General features: G+C 56.3%; 23 protein-coding genes. 12 read left to right on the plus strand and 11 right to left on the minus strand.

Features of this window, described 5'->3' with window-relative positions:
• Positions 1-6 precede the first annotated feature (6 nt).
• Both ABNH18_RS09805 and glnT read right to left on the minus strand, forming a co-directional pair.
• Positions 7-615, minus strand: a complete 609-nt coding sequence (locus tag ABNH18_RS09805; protein WP_349382638.1) for a TetR family transcriptional regulator — start codon at positions 613-615, stop codon at positions 7-9.
• A 58-nt stretch (positions 616-673) separates the two neighbouring features.
• A complete protein-coding gene (gene glnT / locus ABNH18_RS09810) occupies positions 674-2,032 on the minus strand; it encodes a type III glutamate--ammonia ligase (protein WP_349382639.1) in 1,359 nt (452 codons plus the stop codon).
• A 93-nt stretch (positions 2,033-2,125) separates the two neighbouring features.
• Here glnT and ABNH18_RS09815 point away from each other — a divergent pair, with 93 nt between their 5' ends.
• Entirely contained in the window at positions 2,126-3,139 is a 1,014-nt protein-coding gene (locus ABNH18_RS09815) for an alpha/beta fold hydrolase (protein WP_349382640.1), read from the plus strand.
• Here ABNH18_RS09815 and ABNH18_RS09820 read toward each other — a convergent pair.
• From ABNH18_RS09820 to ABNH18_RS09830, 3 genes are read right to left on the minus strand one after another with little or no spacing between them, the layout of a single operon-like run.
• Complete coding sequence (locus ABNH18_RS09820) at positions 3,136-3,531, minus strand: acyl-CoA thioesterase (protein WP_349382641.1); 396 nt, start codon at positions 3,529-3,531, stop codon at positions 3,136-3,138. The two genes, ABNH18_RS09815 and ABNH18_RS09820, sit on opposite strands and share 4 nt — an antisense overlap.
• Before the next feature lie 4 nt (positions 3,532-3,535).
• Entirely contained in the window at positions 3,536-4,906 is a 1,371-nt protein-coding gene (locus tag ABNH18_RS09825; protein WP_349382642.1) for a TRAP transporter large permease, read from the minus strand.
• Positions 4,906-5,472, minus strand: coding sequence for a TRAP transporter small permease subunit (locus ABNH18_RS09830; protein ID WP_349382643.1), 567 nt, complete (start codon positions 5,470-5,472; stop codon positions 4,906-4,908). Before ABNH18_RS09830 ends, ABNH18_RS09825 begins: the two co-directional genes overlap by 1 nt.
• Positions 5,473-5,761: 289 nt before the next feature.
• Here ABNH18_RS09830 and ABNH18_RS09835 point away from each other — a divergent pair, with 289 nt between their 5' ends.
• The 9 genes from ABNH18_RS09835 to arsH all read left to right on the plus strand — a co-directional run bounded on the left by ABNH18_RS09835 (position 5,762) and on the right by arsH (position 14,148).
• Positions 5,762-6,814: a substrate-binding domain-containing protein gene (locus ABNH18_RS09835; RefSeq protein WP_349383255.1), complete on the plus strand. Its 1,053-nt coding sequence runs from the start codon at positions 5,762-5,764 to the stop codon at positions 6,812-6,814.
• A gap of 138 nt (positions 6,815-6,952) precedes the next feature.
• Positions 6,953-8,341 (plus strand): phosphate ABC transporter permease subunit PstC, encoded by a 1,389-nt coding sequence (gene pstC, locus ABNH18_RS09840; RefSeq protein ID WP_349382644.1) that lies wholly within the window; start codon positions 6,953-6,955, stop codon positions 8,339-8,341.
• Between the two features lie 18 nt (positions 8,342-8,359).
• Positions 8,360-9,628: a phosphate ABC transporter permease PstA gene (pstA, locus tag ABNH18_RS09845; RefSeq protein ID WP_349382645.1), complete on the plus strand. Its 1,269-nt coding sequence runs from the start codon at positions 8,360-8,362 to the stop codon at positions 9,626-9,628.
• A gap of 25 nt (positions 9,629-9,653) precedes the next feature.
• Positions 9,654-10,547, plus strand: coding sequence for a phosphate ABC transporter ATP-binding protein PstB (gene pstB, locus ABNH18_RS09850; RefSeq protein ID WP_349382646.1), 894 nt, complete (start codon positions 9,654-9,656; stop codon positions 10,545-10,547).
• Between the two features lie 24 nt (positions 10,548-10,571).
• Positions 10,572-11,285: a phosphate signaling complex protein PhoU gene (phoU, locus tag ABNH18_RS09855; protein WP_349382647.1), complete on the plus strand. Its 714-nt coding sequence runs from the start codon at positions 10,572-10,574 to the stop codon at positions 11,283-11,285.
• Between the two features lie 231 nt (positions 11,286-11,516).
• Complete coding sequence (locus tag ABNH18_RS09860; RefSeq protein WP_349382648.1) at positions 11,517-11,834, plus strand: metalloregulator ArsR/SmtB family transcription factor; 318 nt, start codon at positions 11,517-11,519, stop codon at positions 11,832-11,834.
• A gap of 32 nt (positions 11,835-11,866) precedes the next feature.
• Positions 11,867-12,361 carry an arsenate reductase ArsC gene (locus ABNH18_RS09865; protein ID WP_349382649.1) on the plus strand — a complete coding sequence of 165 codons (495 nt, stop codon included), beginning with the start codon at positions 11,867-11,869 and terminating at the stop codon, positions 12,359-12,361.
• Entirely contained in the window at positions 12,361-13,392 is a 1,032-nt protein-coding gene (gene arsB / locus ABNH18_RS09870) for an ACR3 family arsenite efflux transporter (RefSeq protein ID WP_349382650.1), read from the plus strand. The genes ABNH18_RS09865 and arsB overlap by 1 nt, the downstream gene beginning before the upstream one ends.
• 45 nt (positions 13,393-13,437) lie before the next feature.
• A complete protein-coding gene (gene arsH, locus ABNH18_RS09875) occupies positions 13,438-14,148 on the plus strand; it encodes an arsenical resistance protein ArsH (protein ID WP_349382651.1) in 711 nt (236 codons plus the stop codon).
• A 61-nt stretch (positions 14,149-14,209) separates the two neighbouring features.
• Here the strand turns inward: arsH and ABNH18_RS09880 are convergent, their stop codons facing one another.
• From ABNH18_RS09880 to ABNH18_RS09890, 3 genes are all read right to left on the minus strand, one after another.
• Positions 14,210-15,394, minus strand: coding sequence for a hypothetical protein (locus ABNH18_RS09880; RefSeq protein ID WP_349382652.1), 1,185 nt, complete (start codon positions 15,392-15,394; stop codon positions 14,210-14,212).
• 139 nt (positions 15,395-15,533) lie between these two features.
• A complete protein-coding gene (locus ABNH18_RS09885) occupies positions 15,534-16,085 on the minus strand; it encodes a YaeQ family protein (protein ID WP_349382653.1) in 552 nt (183 codons plus the stop codon).
• Positions 16,086-16,210: 125 nt separating this feature from the next.
• Positions 16,211-16,762: a TMEM165/GDT1 family protein gene (locus ABNH18_RS09890; RefSeq protein ID WP_349382654.1), complete on the minus strand. Its 552-nt coding sequence runs from the start codon at positions 16,760-16,762 to the stop codon at positions 16,211-16,213.
• A gap of 510 nt (positions 16,763-17,272) precedes the next feature.
• Between ABNH18_RS09890 and ABNH18_RS09895 the strand changes: the two genes are divergently transcribed.
• Positions 17,273-17,479: a SlyX family protein gene (locus ABNH18_RS09895; RefSeq protein WP_349382655.1), complete on the plus strand. Its 207-nt coding sequence runs from the start codon at positions 17,273-17,275 to the stop codon at positions 17,477-17,479.
• Positions 17,480-17,622: 143 nt separating this feature from the next.
• Here the strand turns inward: ABNH18_RS09895 and ABNH18_RS09900 are convergent, their stop codons facing one another.
• From ABNH18_RS09900 to ABNH18_RS09910, 3 genes are all read right to left on the minus strand, one after another.
• On the minus strand, positions 17,623-18,048 hold the full coding sequence (locus ABNH18_RS09900; protein WP_349382656.1) for an NINE protein: 426 nt from the start codon (positions 18,046-18,048) through the stop codon (positions 17,623-17,625).
• 203 nt (positions 18,049-18,251) lie between these two features.
• On the minus strand, positions 18,252-19,373 hold the full coding sequence (locus ABNH18_RS09905; protein WP_349382657.1) for a PilT/PilU family type 4a pilus ATPase: 1,122 nt from the start codon (positions 19,371-19,373) through the stop codon (positions 18,252-18,254).
• Between the two features lie 66 nt (positions 19,374-19,439).
• Complete coding sequence (locus ABNH18_RS09910; protein ID WP_349382658.1) at positions 19,440-20,474, minus strand: type IV pilus twitching motility protein PilT; 1,035 nt, start codon at positions 20,472-20,474, stop codon at positions 19,440-19,442.
• Between the two features lie 135 nt (positions 20,475-20,609).
• On the opposite strand from ABNH18_RS09910, the gene ABNH18_RS09915 reads away from it, so the two are divergent.
• Positions 20,610-21,299: a YggS family pyridoxal phosphate-dependent enzyme gene (locus ABNH18_RS09915; protein ID WP_349382659.1), complete on the plus strand. Its 690-nt coding sequence runs from the start codon at positions 20,610-20,612 to the stop codon at positions 21,297-21,299.
• The last annotated feature ends 5 nt before the right edge of the window (positions 21,300-21,304 follow it).

Below are 21,304 nucleotides of genomic sequence, written 5' to 3' on the forward strand. Positions count from 1 at the left end.
TGCAGCCTAGGCGTCCAGTAAGCGAAGGATTTGTTGTTTGATAAAAGGAATGTCTTCTTCAAGATTGAAAAGGCGGGGAGAGAACAGCCAGGTTTGCGTTGTCCCCATCAACTGGGTGTAACATATCAGGCCCAGTTTGTCGGCTGGATAGTCTCCCCGTACGTCCCCGCTTTCCTGCCCTTTAGTGACCAAATCAGCCAGTGTGCTAATCAAGTCGTTGGTGAGTTCCTGCTCCCGTTTCAGGGTGCGGTCCAGGTTGTTGGTCAATTCTGTCTTGTTAAGGAAAATCTCGAACGACTGTCGATAACCTGCATCGGTAACTAGCCAGCGTAACCAGCAATCACAAAAGTGATCGATGGTTTGGCGGGGAGTAGAGGTGGATGCCTTGGAGGTTTCCACTAGTTCCGCGAGTGGGTCCTGGGAAAGCCGTAATACAGCCTCAAAAAGCTCGTCCTTGTTTTTGAAATGCCAATAAATAGGACCACGGCTGAAACCAGCGTGGGCGGCAATATTGGCAAGGGTCGTGTTGGTATAGCCATTCTGGCTGAATAATGACAAGGCGGAATGAATAATCTGTTGGCGGGTTTTTTCTGCGTCTTCTTTGGTTCTTCTCATGATTGTTACCGTTTTCTGATCAGAGGTGTGCGCCAGCCTTGGCTGGCGCACAGGGTTTTCAGAACATGGTCAGGTAGCGACCCACTTCCCACTCGGACACATGGTTATGGTATGCCTCCCACTCGTTGCGTTTAAAGTCAGCGAATGTATCAAACATCAGGTCTCCGAAAACTTCGCGGGACAAGGGGTCAGCCTCGAATGCATCCACGGCTTCACTAAGCGTGCGAGGTAGTAGCTCGATACCCATATCCCGAATTTCCTTACGGGAGTACTGATTCATATTCTCACGGTGCGGTTCGCCGGGCTCAAGCTTCTCGCGAATCCCTTCCAGGCCCGCTGCCAGCATCATTGCGGCACCAAGGTAAGGGTTGCAGCTGATGTCTGGGGCTCGGCATTCAACCCGTCCGCCCTGGGAAGGAATGCGCAGCATATTGGTGCGGTTGTTGTTGCCGTAACAACAGTATACCGGTGCCCAGGTGGAACCGGACATGGCGCCCTGCTGAACCAGGCGCTTATAGCTGTTCACCGTGGGGGCAATCACCGAGCAGATGGCCCTGGCATGTTTGAGAATGCCGGCAATAAAGTGATATGCCAGAGGTGACACACCGCAGCCATGGGGGTCGTCTTCGCCGGGTTCAAACAGGTTCTTGCCGGTTTCCTTATCGGCCAACGACATATTGTAGTGGGCGCCACTACCGGTACGGTCGGCAAAGGGTTTTGCCATGAAGCTGGCGAAGGCGCCGTGCTTGCGGGCGACTTCGTTGGCCATCATCCGGAAGTACACCAGCCGGTCAGCCATGTTCAGGGCATCGGTGAACATGAAGTCGGTTTCAAACTGGCCGTTGGCATCTTCATGGTCAAAGGAATACACATCCCAGCCCTGCGCGTCCATGGCCTCCACGATATCCTTGATGATGGGCAGGTTGTCCATCAGTGGGCGGGGGTCATAGCAGGGCTTGTCCAGAACATCACGATCACTGAACGGGGCGAAGCCACCGTCTTGGGTTTCTTTGAAAATAAAAAATTCGGTTTCGATCCCCAGATTAAAGGTTAGCCCCATGTCGGCGGCGGCCTGGATCTGGCGTTTTAGAATGCTGCGCGAGCAGGCTTCAAAGGGTTTGCCGTTGAGGTAAAGGTCGCTAGCGTACCACACCAGCTCAGGATTCCAGCTGCAAGGGGTGGCGCTGGCCGGGTCCGGCATGGCGGCCACCTCGTCGTCATTGATGTCCTGGGGAACACCGTCCAGCGCTGCGCCTGTGTACAATTCGGAACCGCCAAGCATGCGGTCCAGATGGGCAACAGGAACAAATTTACCCTTGATGACGCCATGGATGTCCACATAGCTGGCCATGGCAAATTTTGCTGTATCGGTGTCCAGGGGAGCAGACTGGCCCTGCTCGGGAAGTTTGGCATTCATCGTTCGTTCTCCTGTAGGAATAGACCAATGATGTTCATGGTATGGCTATTGCATTCAATATACATGCCAACATGTATATAAAAGGAGAGGCCCATGACGGTGCAGACCCGTTCCTGGTCATTCGCCCTAGGCGACTGGCCCTTAAACAGCGGCCAGGTGTTACGCAATGCCACCCTGACAGGCCTTATTACTGGCCAGCTAAATAAGGCAGCAGACAATCTGGTGGTGATTCCCTGTTACTACGGGGGTACAGCACAGGGCAGCGTGCCCTTGCTTGGTGCAGCAGGAGGTGTCGATAGCCTGCTTGGCAGCGGTGATTACTGTGTGGTGCTGTTTGATCTGTTTGGCAATGGTCAGGCGACCTCTCCCAGCAATGCCCACCCGGATCAGCGCGGCGACCATTTTCCGCTGGTAACCATCGCCGACAATGTCGCCGCTCAGCAACAGGTGATTCGCCATTGGTACGGGGAGCCAACGGTGGCCCTTGCCACCGGGTGGTCCATGGGGGGAATGCAGTCTTGCCAGTGGGCGGTGAGTGCGGGTGATCAAGTGAAGCGACTGTTGCCGGTGTGTGGCACCTACCGTTGTTGGCCCCACAATGAGGTGTTCTTGCAGGGGCTGCGGTACGCCCTGCGTGCTGACCCACTGCTATACGACAGTCAGGCTGAAGCGGTGCCGGTGGAAGGGTTAAAAGCGTTTGCTCGCGTCTATGCGGGCTGGGCCTATAGCCAGGCATTTTATCGCAAGGCGCTGTATCGCGAACTGGGTTTTGCGGACAGAGCGGCGTTGCTGGATTACTGGGAACGGGATCATCTGGCTCAGCATGCCCACGACCTGTTGGCCATGCTTGCCACCTGGGAGGCGGCTGCCGGACATGATCCGGGCAGCCTGATACAGGTATCAGCCGAGACGGTGGTGATGCCCAGCCGCACCGACCTGTATTTTACCGTGGACGATGCCTGTCTGGAGGCGCGCCATATGCCCAGGGCCCAGATCCGTGTGCTGGAATCCGAGTACGGTCATGCCGCCGGTGCGCCTGGCCGAGAGTCGGCGAGTACGGCGCACTGGTTGACTGCAATGAACCGCTTACTCAAATCAGGCGATTAATCCCGGGGTACGGCGCGCGTGCGCCCGGTGTCATCAATGGCCACGAAGGTGAAATGCCCTTCGGTCACTTTCGACAGGGTGCCGGTGTCTTCGCGTACCCAGACTTCCACCAGGATCTGCATAGAGCTGCGGCCCACGTCCTGCAGGCGGGTGTAGCAGCTCACCACAGCGCCTACCGGCACCGGGCGCAGGAAGGCCATGGAATCAATGGCGACGGTGGCGACACGGCCCCGGGCTTTTTTGCGGGCGGTGACAGCACCGGCCAGGTCCATTTGCGATACCAGCCAGCCGCCGAAAATATCGCCGTTCCAGTTGGCGCTTTGTGGCATGGCAATGGTCTGAATGGCAAGAGTGCCAATCGGCTGGGGTGTGTCGTCAGTGTGGTCTGTCATGTTGTTATCCGTAGAGCGTATGCGGCAGCCAAGTGGCTAATTCAGGGAACAATGCCAGAATGCCCAGCATAATTAGTTGTATGGCGATAAAGGGTATCACGCCTTGATAAATGTGCGCGGTTTTTACCTCCGGCGGCGCCACCCCACGCAGATAAAACAGCGCGAACCCGAAGGGTGGAGTGAGAAACGAGGTTTGCAGGTTCAAGGCAATCATTACGCCCAGCCAGATTGGGTCCAGCCCCATGCCCAGTAATACCGGGGCGACAATCGGCACCACCACAAAGGTGATCTCGATAAAATCCAGAATGAAGCCGAGCAGGAAAATCAGCAGCATCACCATCACGGTGGCGCCGATCACCCCGCCGGGCATGGCCGCGAACAGGTTGTGCACCGCCTCTTCACCACCAAAACCCCGGAACACCAGCGAAAACAGGCTGGCGCCAATCAGGATCATAAACACCATGGCGGTGACCCGGCTGGTGGCACGGACCACCTCTCCGAGAATGGTTAGATTCAGGTGCCGGTTAGCGGCGGCGAGCAACAGAGCGCCAAAGGCGCCGACTCCGGCCGCTTCCGTGGGGGTGGCCTTGCCGGTGAGAATGGCGCCAAGCACCGCCACGATCAGTAATAGTGGCGGGATCAGCCCGCCCAGCAAGGAGCGCCAGCCGCGCTGCCCGTCGTCGGCGGGTTTAAAGGCGGGCGCCCATTGGGGTTTCAGCAGGCTGATGGCCACGACGTAGAGCAGATACAGGCCCACCAGAATCAGGCCAGGAATCAGCGCCCCGACAAACAAATCCCCCACAGACACCGTGTCCAGCGACCACAGGCCCTGCTTCAGTTGCGCATCCTGGTAGGCGTTAGCCAGCACATCGCCCAGCAATACAAGGGCAATGGACGGGGGAATGATCTGCCCCAGGGTGCCAGTGGCGCAGATCAGCCCGGTGGACAGCTGCGGCTGGTACCCCTGGCGTAGCATGGTTGGCAGCGACAGCAGGCCCATGGTGACCACGGTGGCGCCGACAATGCCGGTGCTGGCCGCCAGTAAGGCGCCCACCAGAATAATCGCCAGCCCCATGCCGCCGGGAAGTGGCCCGAATAGCCGGCCCATGCTGGATAATAGCTTTTCCGCCACTCGGGATTTCTCCAGCATGACGCCCATGAAGACAAACAGGGGGACCGCCATCAGCGTGCTGTTTTCGATGATGCCGAACAGCCGGTTGGGCACGAATGTCAGGTCAGAGGGGGAAAAAGTGCCAGTCAGGATACCGCCAGCGGCAAATAGCAGGGCAGTGCCGCCCAAGGCAAACGCCACCGGGTAGCCGGTGAGTAGCACCAGGCAGACCGCCACGAACATCAATAAGGGGAGCCATTCCATCACAGGCCCTCCTCGGGGTGTTCATCGTGTTCACTGACCCGCGGGGCAGGTGTGGCGCCTAGCAGTGTGAGGCCGTGACGCAATAGCTCCGCGATTGCTTGCACGGTCAGCAGGGCAGGCAATATAAGCAGTAGGGTCTTGAGCAGGTAGACAAAGGGCAGGCCGCCGTTGGCGGAGCTTTCCTGTTCGCGCCAGCTGCTGGCCACGTACTCCAGCGACAGCCAGAAAATGGCGGCACAAATGGGCAGCAGCAGGAACAGGGTGCCCAACAGATTGACCCAGGCCCGCCCGCGGGGGCTGAAACGCTGATAGAGCACATCCACCCGAACATGCTCGTCTTCTGCCAGGGTGTAGGCAATGGCCAGCATGAACAGGCTGCCGTGCAGGTAGGTCAGCGATTCCTGTAGGGCAATATTGCCAATGTCGAAGCCGTAGCGCAGCACCACCACTAGCACCATGCCCAGTACCAGCAACAGGGCCAGCCAAGCGCTGCCCCGGCCGATGGCAGTGGTGAAAGTGGTGAGCCATTGCTGGCAGCGCAGTGCGTTGGAGTATTGTTGTGTCATAAACGCCTGTGGTCAGGCCCCGGCAAGAGCCCTGCAAATGGTCTGTGAATTGCTTAAAAGGCAGATTATACGGGGCTTGCGGGTCATAATCAGCCCGCCATGGGGGAATTTTCCTGACGATGAAAAATCACATCGAGACCGTTATTCTGTAACGTGGATGTCACAAACCCTCTCTAGCATGCGCTGTGCTGAAACATGAACTGGCTTGCAACACGCGCAAAACGAACCGGGGTGGATACTTCCAACAAGCGCCGGTGCCAAAACTAGGAGGCTTATTGTGAACGTTAAAATGAAAGCAACACTGGCAGGTGCCGCTGCTGCTCTGGCCATGGCCAGCGTACCGGGTACTGCAATGGCTCGTGACACTATTTCCATCGTGGGCTCTTCCACGGTATACCCGTTCGCCACCGTAGTGGCCGAGCGTTTTGGCCGCAATACTGATTTTGCGACCCCGAAAATCGAATCTACCGGTTCTGGCGGCGGCATGAAGCTGTTCTGTCAGGGCGTTGGCCTGCAGCACCCGGACGTGACTAACGCGTCCCGTCGCATGAAGAGCTCTGAGTTTGAGCTGTGCCAGAAGAATGGCGTAAAAGAAATCACCGAAGTTCAGATCGGTTACGACGGCCTGGCCGTTGCCAATTCAGTGAAAGCCAAGGACATGGATATTTCCTTGCGTGACCTGTTCCTCGCTCTGGCCAAGGAAGTGCCGAACCCGAACGGTAAGGAAGAGCTGGTTGCCAACCCGTACAAAACCTGGAAAGAAGTGAACCCGGCTCTGCCCAACGTAAAAATCGAAGTGGTAGGTCCGCCGCCGACTTCCGGTACCCGTGATTCCTTCAACGAGCTGGGTATTGAAGGGGGTTGTAAAACCTTCCCTTGGCTGAAGGCCATGAAGAGCGAAGACAAGTCCAAGTATAAAGCGGTTTGTCGCAGCATCCGTGAAGATGGTGCTTATGTCGAAGCAGGTGAAAACGACAACTTGATCGTGCAGAAGCTGGAATCCAACCCGAGCGCTGTGGGTGTTTTTGGCTACTCTTTCCTGGAAGAAAATACTTCCATTGTTAAGCCAGTGACCATCGGTGGTGTAGCTCCGGGTCCTGAGACTGTGAGCAGCGGCGAATACCCGATGTCCCGTTCCATGTTCTTCTACGTGAAGAAAGCCCACGTGGGTGTGGTGCCTGGCATCGAAGGCTACGTGAAGGAATTCACCAGCGAGCGCGCTTGGGGTAACGATGGTTACCTGGTAGAAAAAGGTCTGATTCCTTCTGCTGACAGTGAGCGTGAGAAGTGGGGCAAGCAGGCTAAAAATCTGCAGCCGATGACTGGCAAAGAGTTTAAATAGAACACCGGACGAAAAATAAAAGCAGGGATGCTTTGACCCGGTGATGAAACATCACCGGGTTTTTTCGCCCTTAAATGATTTGTTTTTTGCCGCAAGCGCTGTAACGCGTTTGCGAGAAAAAACTCACTGGAGCACCGCATGCAAACCGGTAATCTTTTACTGCTTCTGATAGTAATGATCGCAGGCGCTTACTATCTGGGGAATCGCCGGGCCCTGATTCTGGCACGGCCACTGGGTGGCATCCGCCACTTGCACTCACTGCCATTCTACTTTGCCATGCGATCGGCAATCTGGAGTGCGCTGCCGGCCCTGCTGGTGCTGGGTGCCTGGTTGGCGTTTCAAAATACCATTATTCGTACGGTGGTCGTCGGTGGCATGCCGGAGTCAGCTCAACCAGCGGACCCGTCCGCCATGAGCCTGGTTGTCAGCCAGATTCAGAATGTGGCATCCGGTGCCATTCCTCCCAGTTTTGTTAGCCCGGAAGTGGCGCAGGCGGCAGAGCAGTTAACCCGGCTCGGCGATATCAGTGCCATGGCAATGACGGTGGTGGTCACGGTGCTGTCCATGCTGGGAATCGCCTGGGCCTGGTTGCGCGTCTCGGCGCGCATGCGTGCTCGTCAGCAAGTTGAGCGGGTGCTGCAAACCCTGTTTATGGTCTGTGCCACTTTGGCGATCCTGACCACCGTGGGTATTTTGCTGTCAGTGCTGTTCGAATCCATGCAGTTCTTCAGCAAGATTCCGGTCACCGAATTTCTGTTCGGTGTGCAATGGAGCCCACAGACAGCATTGCGGGCCGATCAAGTAGCGGCCCAGGGGGCGTTTGGTGCGATTCCACTATTTGTGGGTACCTTGCTGATTTCCGCCATTGCCCTGCTGGTGGCTGTGCCGGTGGGGCTGATGTCGGCTATCTATTTGGCGGAATATGCGTCACCTCGGGTTCGCGCTTTCGCCAAACCGGCTCTGGAAGTGCTGGCAGGGGTGCCCACCGTGGTGTACGGCTTCTTTGCGGCGTTGACGGTTGCGCCGTTTATTCGTGAGCTGGGCCAATCCATCGGCCTGAGTGTGGACTCAGAGTCTGCGCTGGCCGCGGGTTTGGTCATGGGCGTGATGATTATTCCTTTCGTTTCTTCTCTGGCCGATGACGTGATCACCGCGGTACCACAAACACTGCGCGATGGTTCGCTTGGCCTGGGTGCAACCCGATCCGAAACCATCAAGAAAGTGGTATTTCCGGCGGCGCTGCCGGGCATCATGGGTGGCATTCTGTTGGCGGCCTCTCGAGCCATCGGTGAAACCATGATTGTGGTAATGGCGGCGGGTCTGGCTGCCAACTTGACTGTTAATCCGCTGGAAGCGGTGACGACCATCACCGTGCAGATCGTGACCTTGCTAACCGGTGACCAGGAATTCGACAGCGCCAAAACGCTGGCCGCATTCGCGCTGGGGTTGATGCTCTTCATTACGACCTTGTTGATGAACATGGTGGCACTGCACATCGTGAAAAAATACCGCGAGCAGTACGACTAGGGCCTGGAGGAATTTGATATGAGTAAAACGACCGAACAGGTTCGCAAAACGCTGGGCCGCCGTTATCGTGCAGAAAAACGCTTCAAGGCATTTGGCATCGGTTCCATTTTGATCGGGCTAATGGCGTTGGTGATTTTGTTCACTGACATTATTGGTAAAGGTCATAGCGCCTTCATTGAGCACACCATCACTCTGGATGTGACCTTCGATGCGCAGACGCTGGAAATTGATGATCCGCTCGATAGAGAGCAAGTGCTCTACGGTAATTACAATGGTGTGCTGCGAGACGCGCTGCGAGAAAAATTCCCCAGCGTGTCTGACCGCAAAGAGTTAAAAGAGCTTTATTCCATCATCAGTAATGGTGCGGGTTATGAACTGCGCAGCATGATTGAGGAAGACCCGGCGTTACTCGGAGAGACCCGCACGCTTGAAGTGCAGCTGGATGATGCTGCAGACCTGTTTGTGAAAGGTAATAGCAAACAGCGTGAAGCGGCTCGAGTATCAGAACAGCAACGTGGTTGGCTGGAAGAACTTGAGGCGGAAGGCTCGATCGCAATGCGCTTCAACCAGTCATTGTTCACTCGCGGTGATTCCCGTGAGCCGGAACAGGCGGGCATGCTGGGTGCGATTCTGGGTTCTTTCTTTACCATGCTGGTGACGCTCGGATTGAGCTTCCCGATTGGTGTGGCAGCAGCGATTTATCTGGAAGAATTTGCGCCGAAAAATCGCCTTACCGATTTCATTGAAGTCAATATCAATAACCTGGCAGCTGTGCCGTCTATCATCTTTGGGTTGCTGGGGCTGGCTGTGTTTATCGGTATTTTCGGTATGCCTCGTTCGGTGCCGCTACTTGGCGGTGTGGTGCTGACGCTGATGACATTGCCCACCATCATTATTTCCAGCCGTGCTGCGATCAAGGCCGTGCCCCCGAGCATTCGCCAGGCAGCGATGGGTCTGGGGGCATCCAAGATGCAGGTGGTATTGCACCATGTGCTGCCATTGGCGCTGCCGGGCATGCTGACCGGTGCCATTATCGGTATGGCTCAGGCTCTGGGCGAAACGGCTCCGTTGCTGATGATCGGCATGGTGGCCTTTATTGTGGAATTGCCAACCGGACCGCTGGATGCGGCTACGGTGCTGCCGGTACAGATCTTCCTTTGGGCAGGCAGCCCGGAGCAGGCCTTTGTGGCCCTGACCTCCGCTGCAATTATGGTGCTGTTGGCGTTCCTGATCACCATGAACACTCTGGCAGTAGTATTGCGCAAGCGCCTTGAGCGCCGCTGGTAACCGGACCGCTAACGAGGATTTAGTTATGGAAACGGCACAGCAACTGGACAAAAACACTTTGGGCGCCAATGATCTGCCCAAAGACACTGTTAATGAAGAGCAAGGTTCAATGACACAAGACACTCCTTATCCGAAAGAAACAGTGGGACGCCCCTACGTGGACGATCCCAAAATGCGCCTGCGCGATGTGGAGGTGTTCTACGATGATAACCAGGCGATTCATGGTGTGAGCCTGGATATCGGTAAGAATGAAGTGGTTTCATTGATCGGCCCCTCAGGCTGCGGTAAATCCACCTTCTTGCGCTGTCTTAATCGCATGAATGACACCATCGATATTTGTAAGGTAAAGGGCAGTCTGCATCTGGAAGGTCAGGATCTTTATGATCCCAAGCTGGATGTGGTGGAGTTGCGTGCCCGTGTGGGCATGGTTTTCCAGAAGCCGAATCCTTTTCCCAAGTCCATCTACGATAACGTGGCTTATGGCCCGCGCATTCATGGTTTGGCTAACAAGAAGTATGACCTGGACGAAATCGTGGAAAACAGTCTGCGCAAGGCGGGGCTGTGGAATGAAGTGAAGGACCGTTTGCATGCGCCGGGTACCGGCCTGTCCGGTGGTCAGCAGCAACGTTTGTGTATCGCCCGGACTATCGCAGTGAGCCCGGAGGTGGTGCTGATGGATGAGCCCTGTTCCGCGCTCGATCCTATTGCGACAGCAAAAATCGAAGAACTGATTGCCGAGCTGAGCGAGTCTTACACTATCGCCATTGTGACCCACTCCATGCAGCAGGCAGCACGGGTATCTAACCGTACGGCTTACTTTCATTTGGGGCATTTGGTGGAAATGAACGATACCGAGACTGTGTTCACGAAGCCGGAACACAATCTGACAGAAGCCTACATCACTGGTCGCTTCGGTTAACGCGCGGGAAAGGAGAGTAAAAAAATGGACCGTATGCATTTTGGCGAGCATAGCTCGACCCAGTTTAACGAAGCGCTGGAATCCATCCGTAACCACTTGATGGAAATGGGTGGGTTGGTGGAAAAGCAGGTTGTCGATGCGTTGCAGGCGTTGTTGCAGGCAGATTCGGCACTGGCAGAAAAAGTGATCGAAACCGAAGACAAAGTCGACAAGCTGGAAATGCTTATCGACGAGGAATGCACTCGGGTGCTGGCTCTGCGTCAGCCGGCCGCGTCGGATCTGCGTTTGATTATCGCGGTGTCCAAAGCCGTGTCGGACTTGGAGCGTATTGGTGACGAGTCCGCCAAGATCGCCAGCATGGGCTTGCAGCTGGCTGAACAGGGTGAGTCGCCGCGGGGTTATGTGGAAGTGCGCCATATTGGTAACCACGTGCGCAACATGTTGCGCGATGCACTGGATGCCTTTGCTCGCTTTGATGCCAAGAAAGCGCTAACTGTGGCAGCGGAAGATAACGAAGTGGACATGGAGTACGCCAGCGCCATGCGTTCACTGGTTACCTTCATGATGGAAGATCCGCGCTCCATTACTCGGGTGTTGAATATCATCTGGTCACTGCGCGCGCTGGAGCGCATCGGCGACCATGCTCGCAATATCGGCGAGCAGGTGATCTACCTGGTGGAAGGCAAGGACGTACGCCATATCAGCGTGGACGAGATCGAAGCCAAGCTGAAGCAATAAAGGCAGCGACAAGCTTAGAGCGGCAAGCTACAAGTAAAACCCGCTGCGAAACCGTTGTAGGAGCATCTCTAGCGACGCTCCTACGATCCTTTCAAAGGCTGTGCCTAACCTTCAGGCGCGGCCTTTTTCCTTTCTGGCATCGTCACAAAACTTTCCCGAGTTACAGCTTGAAGCTTGACGCTTTAGCCTTTAATATCCGTATTTCCGAATATACGAATACAAGGCAGAAACATGCTTACACCTACCCAGCTCTGTAAATGCCTCGGCGATGACATCCGCCTTGGCCTGGTTTGCCTGTTACAGGGTCAGGGAGAGGTGTGTGTGTGCGATCTGGTGGATGCCATGCAGGCGCCCCAGTCCACGGTGTCACGCCATCTAGCGCAGTTACGACAGTGTGAGCTGGTGGTGGCCCGACGCCAGGGTACCTGGATGCATTACCAGTTGAATCCCGCATTGCCGGAATGGGCCGCCACGGTGATCGAAACACTGGTGTCGCCTGCCCGGGATGCTCTTGGCATGACGCTTCCAAACCAAGCCTGTTGTGGCTAAACCGATTGACGATCAACAAACGAGACGAATGTATGAATACGCCATTGAATGTTTTGTTTCTGTGTACCGGTAATTCCTGCCGTTCCATTATCGGTGAGGCTCTTGCGGACCACCTGGGTCAGGGCGCATTGCGTGGCCTGAGTGCTGGCAGCATGCCCACCGGCAAGGTTAACGATAATGCGTTGGCCGTGCTGCAGCGCCACGGTGTCACCGTGAATAACCCCAGCTCCAAGAACATGGATGATCTGGAAGGTGAGCAGATTGATATGGTCATCACCGTGTGTGATGCCGCCGCCGGTGAGTCGTGCCCGGTGTGGCTGGGAGATACACCCAAGGTCCATTGGGGGCTGGCGGATCCGGCGCATGCTACAGGTACCGAAGACGAAATTAATGCAGCGTTTGAAACCACCTTTGATGAGCTTTATGCCCGTATTGAAGCATTGGTGGCATTGGATCTGGCTGATATAAATCCGTTGGGCCTGATTGCTTCAGCCCAGAAAATTCACCGTGATTTAGGTAGTGCGTAATGCCGTTTTTTGAACGCTATCTCAGTGTATGGGTGGCACTGGCTATTGCTGCCGGTGTAGCCCTTGGTGTGGCTGTGCCCGGTGTGTTTGAAGCCGTAGCCGGTTTCGAATATGCCCATGTGAACCTGGCCGTGGCGGTATTCATTTGGGTGATGGTTTACCCGATGATGATTCAGATTGATTTCACTGCCATTAAGAAAGTGGGCCAGAACCCCCGAGGTTTGCTGCTTACTCTGGTGATTAACTGGCTGATCAAGCCTTTCACCATGGCCGCGCTGGGCTGGTTGTTCTTCAAGGTGTTTTTTGCCGGCTGGGTGGACCCGCAAACGGCCACCGAATATATCGCCGGGATGATCCTGTTGGGCGTGGCCCCCTGTACCGCCATGGTGTTTGTGTGGAGCCAACTGACCAAAGGCGATGCGAATTACACCCTGGTACAGGTATCGGTAAACGACATCATTATGGTGTTCGCCTTTGCGCCTATTGCCGGCTTGTTGTTGGGTGTCAGCGATATAACGGTACCTTGGGATACCTTGTTGTTGTCAGTGGGGTTGTATGTGGTGCTGCCGCTGCTTGCAGGTATGGTCACGCGGTATATGTTAGGCAGTGAAGAGCGGGTTGCCAACTTTGTGCACACGCTTAAGCCCGTTAGTGTGATGGGCCTGTTGGCCACGGTGGTGTTGCTGTTTGGTTTCCAGGCAGAGACCATTCTGGCGAAACCCATGGCTATTGTGCTGATTGCCATTCCGTTGCTGATCCAGACGTACGGCATCTTCATTATCGCTTACTGGGCGGCAAAACGTTTGCGGCTAGCGCACAACGTAGCGGGCCCCGCCTGCTTGATCGGCACCAGTAATTTTTTTGAACTGGCTGTGGCGGTAGCGATCAGTGTGTTTGGCCTGCATTCCGGTGCGGCTCTGGCCACTGTGGTTGGGGTGCTGGTGGAGGTGCCGGTCATGTTGTCGCTGGTGGCCATTATTAACCGCACAAAGCACTGGTTTCCCGAAGGCCAGGAAAAAATTGATCTGTAGAAGCCAGCGCGCTTGCGATGACGACGCAATGGCATTGAGAGTGTTATGAACGATTTAGCCAATCTCGACAAAGAATCTTTTCAGGCGCCCACGCAAGACGATGTCTTCCGTGACAAGCCCGCCGTGCACAAGCCGAGAATCCTTTTGCTCTATGGATCTTTGCGGGCACGCTCCTTCAGTCGCCTGATGGTGCAGGAGGCGGCTCGCTTGCTGGAAGCCATGGGCGCCGAGACGCAGATCTTTCATGCGGATGGCTTGCCCTTGCCGGACAGTGAAGATGCCAGCCATCCCAAGGTGCAGGAGCTGCGCGATCTGGTGACCTGGAGTGAAGGCATGGTGTGGTGTTCGCCGGAGCGTCATGGCGCCATGACCGGAATTATGAAAACACAGATCGACTGGATTCCCCTGTCGCTTGGCGCGGTACGGCCGACGCAGGGAAAGACCTTGGCAGTGATGCAGATCAGTGGTGGATCCCAGTCATTCAATGCGGTAAATCAATTGCGTGTGTTGGGTCGCTGGATGCGCATGGTCACCATCCCCAATCAATCGTCGGTACCGAAAGCCTTTTTGGAATTCGATGATGATGATCGAATGAAGCCCTCAGGGTTTTATGATCGCATTGTGGATGTGATGGAAGAGCTGGTGAAGTTCACCTACCTGACCCGGGACCGCAGCGATTATCTTACTGATCGCTATTCCGAGCGCAAGGAATCAGCCGAGCAGCTCATGGCGCGAGTGAATCAGCGGAGTATGTAGCGGGATGCGCTACACGCTGCACGCAACAGGTCTTCATGCTCAAGCGGCAGCTTGCTTTTATTCACAGCAAAGGCAGGCAGGCATTATAGCGGTCATGGTCTGGTGCGTGGCGAAAGCATAGCTGCTGGTCTTTACGGATCAGCGTGTCATCCTTCCCCGGCGTCCAGGGGTTGGCTGCCCGAGGGGGCACATCGGTATCACCAAGCTGTTTCAGTAACGTCATGCGCGCATCCAGCTGTACCAGCCGCAGTAGATATTGTTTGAAATCCGGCGACGCGGTTTCCAGCAAAACATTGCCGATGGGGTTGCGGATGGCCTCACTCGTTGACGCAGGTTTGGGTTGAAACTGGTCGGCTTCGATGACGTCAACAGGTTGATCAGCGAGCTGCGCATAGTGTTGATAAAGCGGTAGCATGCGGTTAACGCTGATATTTTTTTTCAGGCCGGCCCTGAATTGTATTTCTTCAATCCAGCTTGCGACTTCATTGCCATCCCGGTATTGCTCATCAATGAAAAAGTGCGCCATCAGTGCGAACTCTTTCTGCATGGGTGCCTGAAAGCTTTTTTCCTCTGGGCTCAGCGGAGCAAGCGTCAGTGTGGACATTCTTCCTTGCTGCACCAGCAGGGCGGTCAGTTGCAGTTTTTCTGCCAGCAGCGCATTGGCGATCATCTTGCTGATCAGGCTATGGTCCTGGGTGAGCCAGTGCCGTAGTTGCTGTATTTCCTCGACGATTTTTTCCCCGGGCGCCTCACTGATAGCCCAGGCGAGGGATTGCAGCCGCGAAGCGGTGACCAGCAGGTTGTATTCAGGGAAGGTGGCGTCCAGACGAGGCGGTGTATTGTCCGAAAAATACGCAAAGCCCAGAAAGGTTTGGTAGCGATCAATCAGGAACTGATACTGGTTCACCAGAGCCTCGGACTCCACACGTTTTTCCTGTTGGTGAAGCAGGCAGCTCGCGTCCATATTCCGGCATAGCAGAGATGATGCGTCGAGGTCCCGGTGGGCATTGGGCAGTGCCAGGTCCGGGTGGCTCTTCTGTCGTTGCACCAGTGCGCTGCCCTGTCGGGAGGGGGATTGATCGGCGGGTGCGCCAAAGCCCAGCAGGTAAGCGTAAGCAGGATTGTCATCGCTGGGTGTTGTGTTCAGCCACTGCCGGGCTGCGTCATCAAGAGGGGCGTCCTGTAGCCACCAGGTGGTAAACCCCGACAGCGCCAAGACGCCAATAATCAGTATGATTTTTTTCATTAACCCGATTCTTTACGTGTCGTGAGTTGTGATGGTGCAGGCTTTGGCAGCGTTACGGATCATATATCCGTATCGGCATGCCGGTTGCTGCCATTGGCCAGGGGGAAGAGTGTCAGTGTGGCTCCCAGAAGGTGCCGCATTAATTGGCGCCGCCCGGGTACCAGGTTTGCAGGGCAATCTCCACGTTATTGTCCGTGGTTCCCAGCCAGACCTGGCCATCCTGGATCATGGCTTGCAACTGCATGGCGCGCTTGGCGCAGCTGGCCAGTGCGGCCTCACTATCTGCATCTACATGAACAACTGTCAGGTTGTCGAAACGGCGCACCTTGTTCTTCATGCTGTCCCACCACACTTGGGGTGCGCGCGGGCCGTAACAGTAAATGGTGACCTGCTCGGCCAGCCCGCAGGCTTTGCGCAGACGTTTCTCATCAGGCATGCCCAGCTCGATCCAGTGCGCCAACGTGTCGTTGGGATGGCGTTGCCAAAGATCCGGTTCTTCCGGGTTGGACAGGCCCCGCGAGAAGCTCAGATCTTCATGGGCGTTGAGCGCAAAGGCCAGCAGCCGCAGCATCATCCGAGATTCGGTTTCCGAGGGGTGCAACGCCACTGTCAGATTATGGGTGGCGTAGTAATCCCGGTCCATATCGGAAACGGTGAGTTCGGCTTTGTAAATGGTGGCGGTGAGGGCCATGAATGAATTCCGATTGAGGCCAGATGCCGGCCGCCAGACGTTGGTGCCTCGCAGCGCGACCAGGGTTGCAGGTATAGCGCGTGAGCATACGCTCTTTGGCGTCAGGCGTCAGGCGTCAGGCGTGCCTACACCAACGCCCATACCCCGAAACCCAAAAACAATAGTGCACTGATGCGATGGGCCCAGGTTTCAAAGCGTTTGCTGCCGAACTGGTGAGCCAGCCAGATAACGGGCAGGTTGGTGGCAATCATACCCAGGGTGGAGCCGCTCAATACTGGCCAGAACTGATCCTTGAATTGTACAGCCAGGGCAATGGTGGCCAGCTGGGTCTTGTCGCCGATTTCGGCAATAAAGAACAGTACCAGCGCGGTGACAAAGGGGCCGAAGCGAGGGTTGTCATCAACGTCTTCATCGCCGTCCGGAATCAACATCCACAGGCCCAGGCCAATAAAACTGATGCCGAGAATCCAGCGCAGCCATTCCAGCGGGATGGCATCGGCCAGCCAGTCGCCAAACCAGACAGAGGCGCCGTGGTTAAGCAGGGTGGCGATCACCACGCCGGCGAGGATAGGCCAGGGTTTGCGGAATTTGAGAATCAGCGCCAGGGACAGCAGCTGGGTTTTGTCGCCAATTTCACCAAGGCCAACCAGCAGGAAGGAACTGAGCAGGGCGTCCATGAATGTTTCCAGAGGGGCGGGATTGTGCGACACAGAGACATCACCGGCCAATCCCGCCCCTGCGGAATGCCTGCGATGTCTCAGGTCTCGTCAATCCTGGGGGAGGTAGAGCTCCCCGGATGCGGACGCGGCCACCATGCGCATGAGGCGCAACTATGTTGATGACCGCCAAGGGGCTTTGCGTGAAAGCGATCGAGCGACTACTCCCCCAAGACGGCGAAAACCATAGCGGAATTATGGGTAAAGGGCCAGTACAATAGGTGCAGATGATTTTTGTAGGAGCGTCGCTGGCGGCGCGACAGAGCAGCAGTGATGAGTGGCGAGCAGCGAGTTTCGAAAATCAAAATCCGGGCGTTGGGGTAGTCAGGTTTTCGCTTTTCGTTGCGTGTCTCTCGCAACTGAGTTCCGGTTCGCGCCGCCAGCGACGCTCGCTACGCGAGGTAATGGGAATCCTTGGCAATGTAGACTGGCATGCCGGTGGTCCCGACGGTTATTACAAGAGAGCAGAGTATGAGCGAAGACAGCCTGATCGAGCTTGAAACCAAGCTGGCCTACCAGGAAGACATGGTGGAGTCGCTGAACAAGGTGGTCTGTGACCAGCAGCGCCAAATCGATGCGCTGGAAAAAACCTGTCGCAAGATGGCGGATAGGCTGATGGATTTGTCCGAAGCGTTCGAGTCCACCCAGGTCGAAGACGCCCCGCCACCGCATTACTGAAAGGCAGCAAGCTGCCCGCTTCACGCCGCACGCACCATGCAACACGCTAATTAAACAAATAGGGCCGCGCCCAGGGGGTGGGCGCGGCCTGTTTCATTACACAAAATAGCCAGTTCGAGTTACAGCTTGTGGTTTGCTCTTCCTCATGCGGGTACGGGCTCGCCCTGTGCAGCTGCCCCGTTGCGTTCGGAAACCTGGCCATTTAGCGTGAACAGGTCGTAGAGCACGCCGAAACCAAGTAGGCCGAAGGTCAACAAGTAGAGAATGCCAGTGCCGATCTTGCCCATGTAGAAACGGTGTGCGCCAAATACGCCCAGAAACAGCATCAGTACCCAAGCTACGCTGTAGTCGGTATCGCCGCTTTTGAACTGATTATTGGCATCCTGATTCATGCTGGGAATCAGGAATGCGTCCACGACCCAGCCGATGAAAAAGACTCCCAAGGTAAGCATCCACAGCAAGCCGGTGAGCTGACGACCATAGTAAAACCGGTGATAACCAAAGATCCCGCCGAAGAACCACAGCAGATAGCCGATGGGTGTAAGGTGTGTTTCCTTTTGTTGTTGCATGGGTTTCCCCCTCCGTTGGTAAAGTACAAAAACGTCCTTGTTATCGCGAGATTCAGTAGTAAACGCAAAGCGTAAAGTGGAAACGCGGGTGTTTCTCTGAAATGAGTAGGCCGCGCCCAGTGGATGGGCGCGGCCTCTTTGCTTGGAGAACACTGGGCATTTCATCCGCGTTGTTGCGTGAAGCGTGCGGCCTGCAGCGTCTCTTACTCCGTATCCTCGATGCTCAGTCCCCGCGTCGCTACGTCCAGGCTGGAAGCGTCGGTTTCGTTGCCCAGTTTGATCATCAGGCGCAGGTCGTTGGGGGAATCGGCGTGGAGCATGGCATCTTCGTAGGTGATTTCACCGGCGGAGTATAGGTCGTAAAGCGCCTGGTCGAAGGTCTGCATGCCCTGCTCACGTGATTTGCTCATCAGCCCCTTGAGCTGATGCACTTCGCCTTTGCGGATATGGTCCTGCACCAGTGGTGTGCCCAGCAATACTTCGATGGCTGCGCGGCGGCCTTTGCCATCAGGGGTGGGAATCAGCTGCTGGGCGACAATGCCTTTCAGGTTCAGTGACAAGTCCATCCACAGCTGGCCGTGGCGGTCTGCCGGGAAGAAGTGGATGATCCGGTCCAGCGCCTGGTTGGCGTTGTTGGCGTGCAGGGTGGCCAGGCACAGGTGCCCGGTTTCGGCGAAGGCGACGGCCTTGTCCATGGTGTCGGGGGTGCGAATCTCACCGATTAGAATCACGTCCGGCGCCTGGCGCAGGGTGTTTTTCAGCGCCACATCAAAGGACTCGGTATCAATGCCCACCTCACGCTGGGTAACGATGCAGCCCTGGTGCTGGTGGATAAATTCGATCGGGTCCTCGATGGTGATGATGTGACCCTTGGAGTTCTTGTTACGGTGGCCAATCATGGACGCCAGCGAGGTGGACTTACCGGTACCGGTGGCGCCCACGAAAATCACCAGGCCACGCTTGGTCATGGCCAGTTCCTTGATCACTGGTGGCAGGCGCAGGTCATCCACGTTGGGAATCTTGGTTTCAATACGGCGCAGCACCATGCCCACCAGGTTGCGCTGGTAGAATGCGGAGACCCGGAAACGGCCCACGCCACGGGCGGAGATGGCGAAGTTGCACTCGTGGTTGGCGACGAATTCCTTGCGCTGTTGTTCGGTCATTACACCGAACACGATGTCCCGGGTCATGTCCGGGGTGAGCGCGCTTTTGGTCACCGGCAGGATCTTGCCGTTGATTTTCATGCTCGGGGGTACGCCGGCGGTGATGAAAAGGTCCGACCCGCCTTTCTGTACCATTAATTTGAGAAGCTCTTCGAATTCCATGCTTAAGGCCTGCCTGTGCTGATTCCGCCGGCGCCCTCAGTGGGCGCCAGTGCCGTGCGTTCGGGGTTACAGTGAGTCCGGGCTCTTGGCTTTTTCGCGGGCCACGTCACGGGCCACCAGGCCTTTCTGCACCAGGCCCTGCAGGCACTGATCGAGAGTCTGCATGCCCAGGGCGCCACCGGTCTGGATGGCGGAATACATCTGCGCGACCTTGTCTTCGCGAATCAGGTTCCGGATCGCCGGAGTACCCATCATGATTTCGTGGGCTGCTACCCGGCCGCCGCCGTTTTTCTTCATCAGCGTTTGTGACACTACGGCCTGCAAGGATTCCGACAGCATCGAGCGGATCATGGATTTTTCTTCCGCCGGGAATACATCGATCACCCGGTCAATGGTCTTGGCCGCCGAGGTGGTGTGCAGGGTGCCGAACACCAGGTGGCCGGTTTCGGCGGCGGTGAGGGCCAGGCGGATGGTTTCCAGGTCCCGCAGCTCACCCACCAGAATAATGTCCGGATCTTCCCGCAAAGCCGAGCGCAGGGCTTCGGAGAAGCCCAGGGTGTCGCGGTGGACTTCGCGCTGGTTAACCAGGCATTTTTTTGATTCGTGCACGAATTCGATGGGATCCTCAATGGTGAGGATGTGCTCGTAGCGGGAATCGTTGATGTAATCGACCATGGCCGCCAGGGTGGTGGATTTACCGGAACCGGTGGGCCCGGTGACCAGTACAATACCCCGTGGCATCTCGGAGATCTTCTGGAACACCTTGCCCATGCCCAGGTCTTCCATGGTCAGCACTTTCGAGGGAATGGTCCGGAATACCGCGCCGGCGCCCCGGTTGTGGTTAAAGGCGTTCACCCGGAAACGGGCCACGCCGGGCACCTCGAAGGAGAAATCGGTTTCGTAGAATTCCTCGAAATCCTTACGCTGCTTGTCATTCATGATGTCATAGATCAATGAATGGACTTCCTTGTGTTCCATGGCCGGCAAGTTGATGCGGCGCACGTCGCCATCCACCCGGATCATCGGGGGCAGGCCGGCGGACAAGTGAAGGTCAGAGGCGCCGTTTTTGGCGCTGAAAGCGAGCAGCTCGGTAATATCCATGATTTATACTTGCTGTTATGGCTTGGAAAGAGCCTCCGTGGGCGGCCCTTTGTTATTATGTTGGGGGCCTGCCAGCAGGCTCCTCAGAAAATCGTCGCATGCCTAAAGTAACCCGACCTCTTGAGCCGTTCAATAATGACTGACGTCAAATCACCACTGCTGCACATTGATGAGCAAATAAATGTACTTTGCGCGCGTTTAGGCCGCGATCCGCACAGTGTGCAGCTTTTGGCGGTCAGTAAGACCCGTACCGCAGACGAACTGGCCCAACTGGCAGACCGGGGGCAGCGCCATTTCGGGGAAAACTACCTCCAAGAGGCGCTGGACAAGATTGCCGCCCTGGGCGAGAGGGATCTGGTGTGGCATTTCATCGGGCCGATTCAGTCCAACAAGACCCGCGATATCGCCGCCCATTTTCACTGGGTGCACTCGGTCGATCGTCTTAAGGTCGCCCGCCGCCTCAGTGAGCAGCGCCCGCCTGAACAGCCCCCGTTGAACGTCTGCATTCAGGTTAATGTGGATGACGAAGCCAGCAAGAGCGGGGTGCCGTTGGCCGATGTGGCCACCTTGGCGACGCAAATACATGCCTTGCCAAACCTGTGCCTGCGCGGCTTGATGGCCATTCCCCGGGCGGACAACGACGATGGCAACCGCGCCGCCTTCCGACAGCTCGCCATGACACTGTCACAATTGCGCAATACAATGCCCGCCCTCGATACGCTCTCCATGGGCATGAGCGCGGACTATCCGGTGGCCATTGAAGAAGGCGCCACTGTGATCCGGCTGGGCACCGCCCTGTTCGGACCGCGCCCGCCCAAGGCCTGACAACA

The sequence above is a fragment of the Alcanivorax sp. genome (assembly GCF_040118815.1).
Classification (GTDB): domain Bacteria; phylum Pseudomonadota; class Gammaproteobacteria; order Pseudomonadales; family Alcanivoracaceae; genus Alcanivorax.

What these genes read in the sequence shown, in the direction of transcription:
- ABNH18_RS09805 (WP_349382638.1), bottom strand. Translation starts at nt 615, where the DNA reads ATGAGAAGAACCAAAGAAGACGCAGAAAAAACCCGCCAACAGATTATT.
- glnT (WP_349382639.1), bottom strand. Translation starts at nt 2,032, where the DNA reads ATGAATGCCAAACTTCCCGAGCAGGGCCAGTCTGCTCCCCTGGACACC.
- ABNH18_RS09815 (WP_349382640.1), top strand. Translation starts at nt 2,126, where the DNA reads ATGACGGTGCAGACCCGTTCCTGGTCATTCGCCCTAGGCGACTGGCCC.
- ABNH18_RS09820 (WP_349382641.1), bottom strand. Translation starts at nt 3,531, where the DNA reads ATGACAGACCACACTGACGACACACCCCAGCCGATTGGCACTCTTGCC.
- ABNH18_RS09825 (WP_349382642.1), bottom strand. Translation starts at nt 4,906, where the DNA reads ATGGAATGGCTCCCCTTATTGATGTTCGTGGCGGTCTGCCTGGTGCTA.
- ABNH18_RS09830 (WP_349382643.1), bottom strand. Translation starts at nt 5,472, where the DNA reads ATGACACAACAATACTCCAACGCACTGCGCTGCCAGCAATGGCTCACC.
- ABNH18_RS09835 (WP_349383255.1), top strand. Translation starts at nt 5,762, where the DNA reads ATGAAAGCAACACTGGCAGGTGCCGCTGCTGCTCTGGCCATGGCCAGC.
- pstC (WP_349382644.1), top strand. Translation starts at nt 6,953, where the DNA reads ATGCAAACCGGTAATCTTTTACTGCTTCTGATAGTAATGATCGCAGGC.
- pstA (WP_349382645.1), top strand. Translation starts at nt 8,360, where the DNA reads ATGAGTAAAACGACCGAACAGGTTCGCAAAACGCTGGGCCGCCGTTAT.
- pstB (WP_349382646.1), top strand. Translation starts at nt 9,654, where the DNA reads ATGGAAACGGCACAGCAACTGGACAAAAACACTTTGGGCGCCAATGAT.
- phoU (WP_349382647.1), top strand. Translation starts at nt 10,572, where the DNA reads ATGGACCGTATGCATTTTGGCGAGCATAGCTCGACCCAGTTTAACGAA.
- ABNH18_RS09860 (WP_349382648.1), top strand. Translation starts at nt 11,517, where the DNA reads ATGCTTACACCTACCCAGCTCTGTAAATGCCTCGGCGATGACATCCGC.
- ABNH18_RS09865 (WP_349382649.1), top strand. Translation starts at nt 11,867, where the DNA reads ATGAATACGCCATTGAATGTTTTGTTTCTGTGTACCGGTAATTCCTGC.
- arsB (WP_349382650.1), top strand. Translation starts at nt 12,361, where the DNA reads ATGCCGTTTTTTGAACGCTATCTCAGTGTATGGGTGGCACTGGCTATT.
- arsH (WP_349382651.1), top strand. Translation starts at nt 13,438, where the DNA reads ATGAACGATTTAGCCAATCTCGACAAAGAATCTTTTCAGGCGCCCACG.
- ABNH18_RS09880 (WP_349382652.1), bottom strand. Translation starts at nt 15,394, where the DNA reads ATGAAAAAAATCATACTGATTATTGGCGTCTTGGCGCTGTCGGGGTTT.
- ABNH18_RS09885 (WP_349382653.1), bottom strand. Translation starts at nt 16,085, where the DNA reads ATGGCCCTCACCGCCACCATTTACAAAGCCGAACTCACCGTTTCCGAT.
- ABNH18_RS09890 (WP_349382654.1), bottom strand. Translation starts at nt 16,762, where the DNA reads ATGGACGCCCTGCTCAGTTCCTTCCTGCTGGTTGGCCTTGGTGAAATT.
- ABNH18_RS09895 (WP_349382655.1), top strand. Translation starts at nt 17,273, where the DNA reads ATGAGCGAAGACAGCCTGATCGAGCTTGAAACCAAGCTGGCCTACCAG.
- ABNH18_RS09900 (WP_349382656.1), bottom strand. Translation starts at nt 18,048, where the DNA reads ATGCAACAACAAAAGGAAACACACCTTACACCCATCGGCTATCTGCTG.
- ABNH18_RS09905 (WP_349382657.1), bottom strand. Translation starts at nt 19,373, where the DNA reads ATGGAATTCGAAGAGCTTCTCAAATTAATGGTACAGAAAGGCGGGTCG.
- ABNH18_RS09910 (WP_349382658.1), bottom strand. Translation starts at nt 20,474, where the DNA reads ATGGATATTACCGAGCTGCTCGCTTTCAGCGCCAAAAACGGCGCCTCT.
- ABNH18_RS09915 (WP_349382659.1), top strand. Translation starts at nt 20,610, where the DNA reads ATGACTGACGTCAAATCACCACTGCTGCACATTGATGAGCAAATAAAT.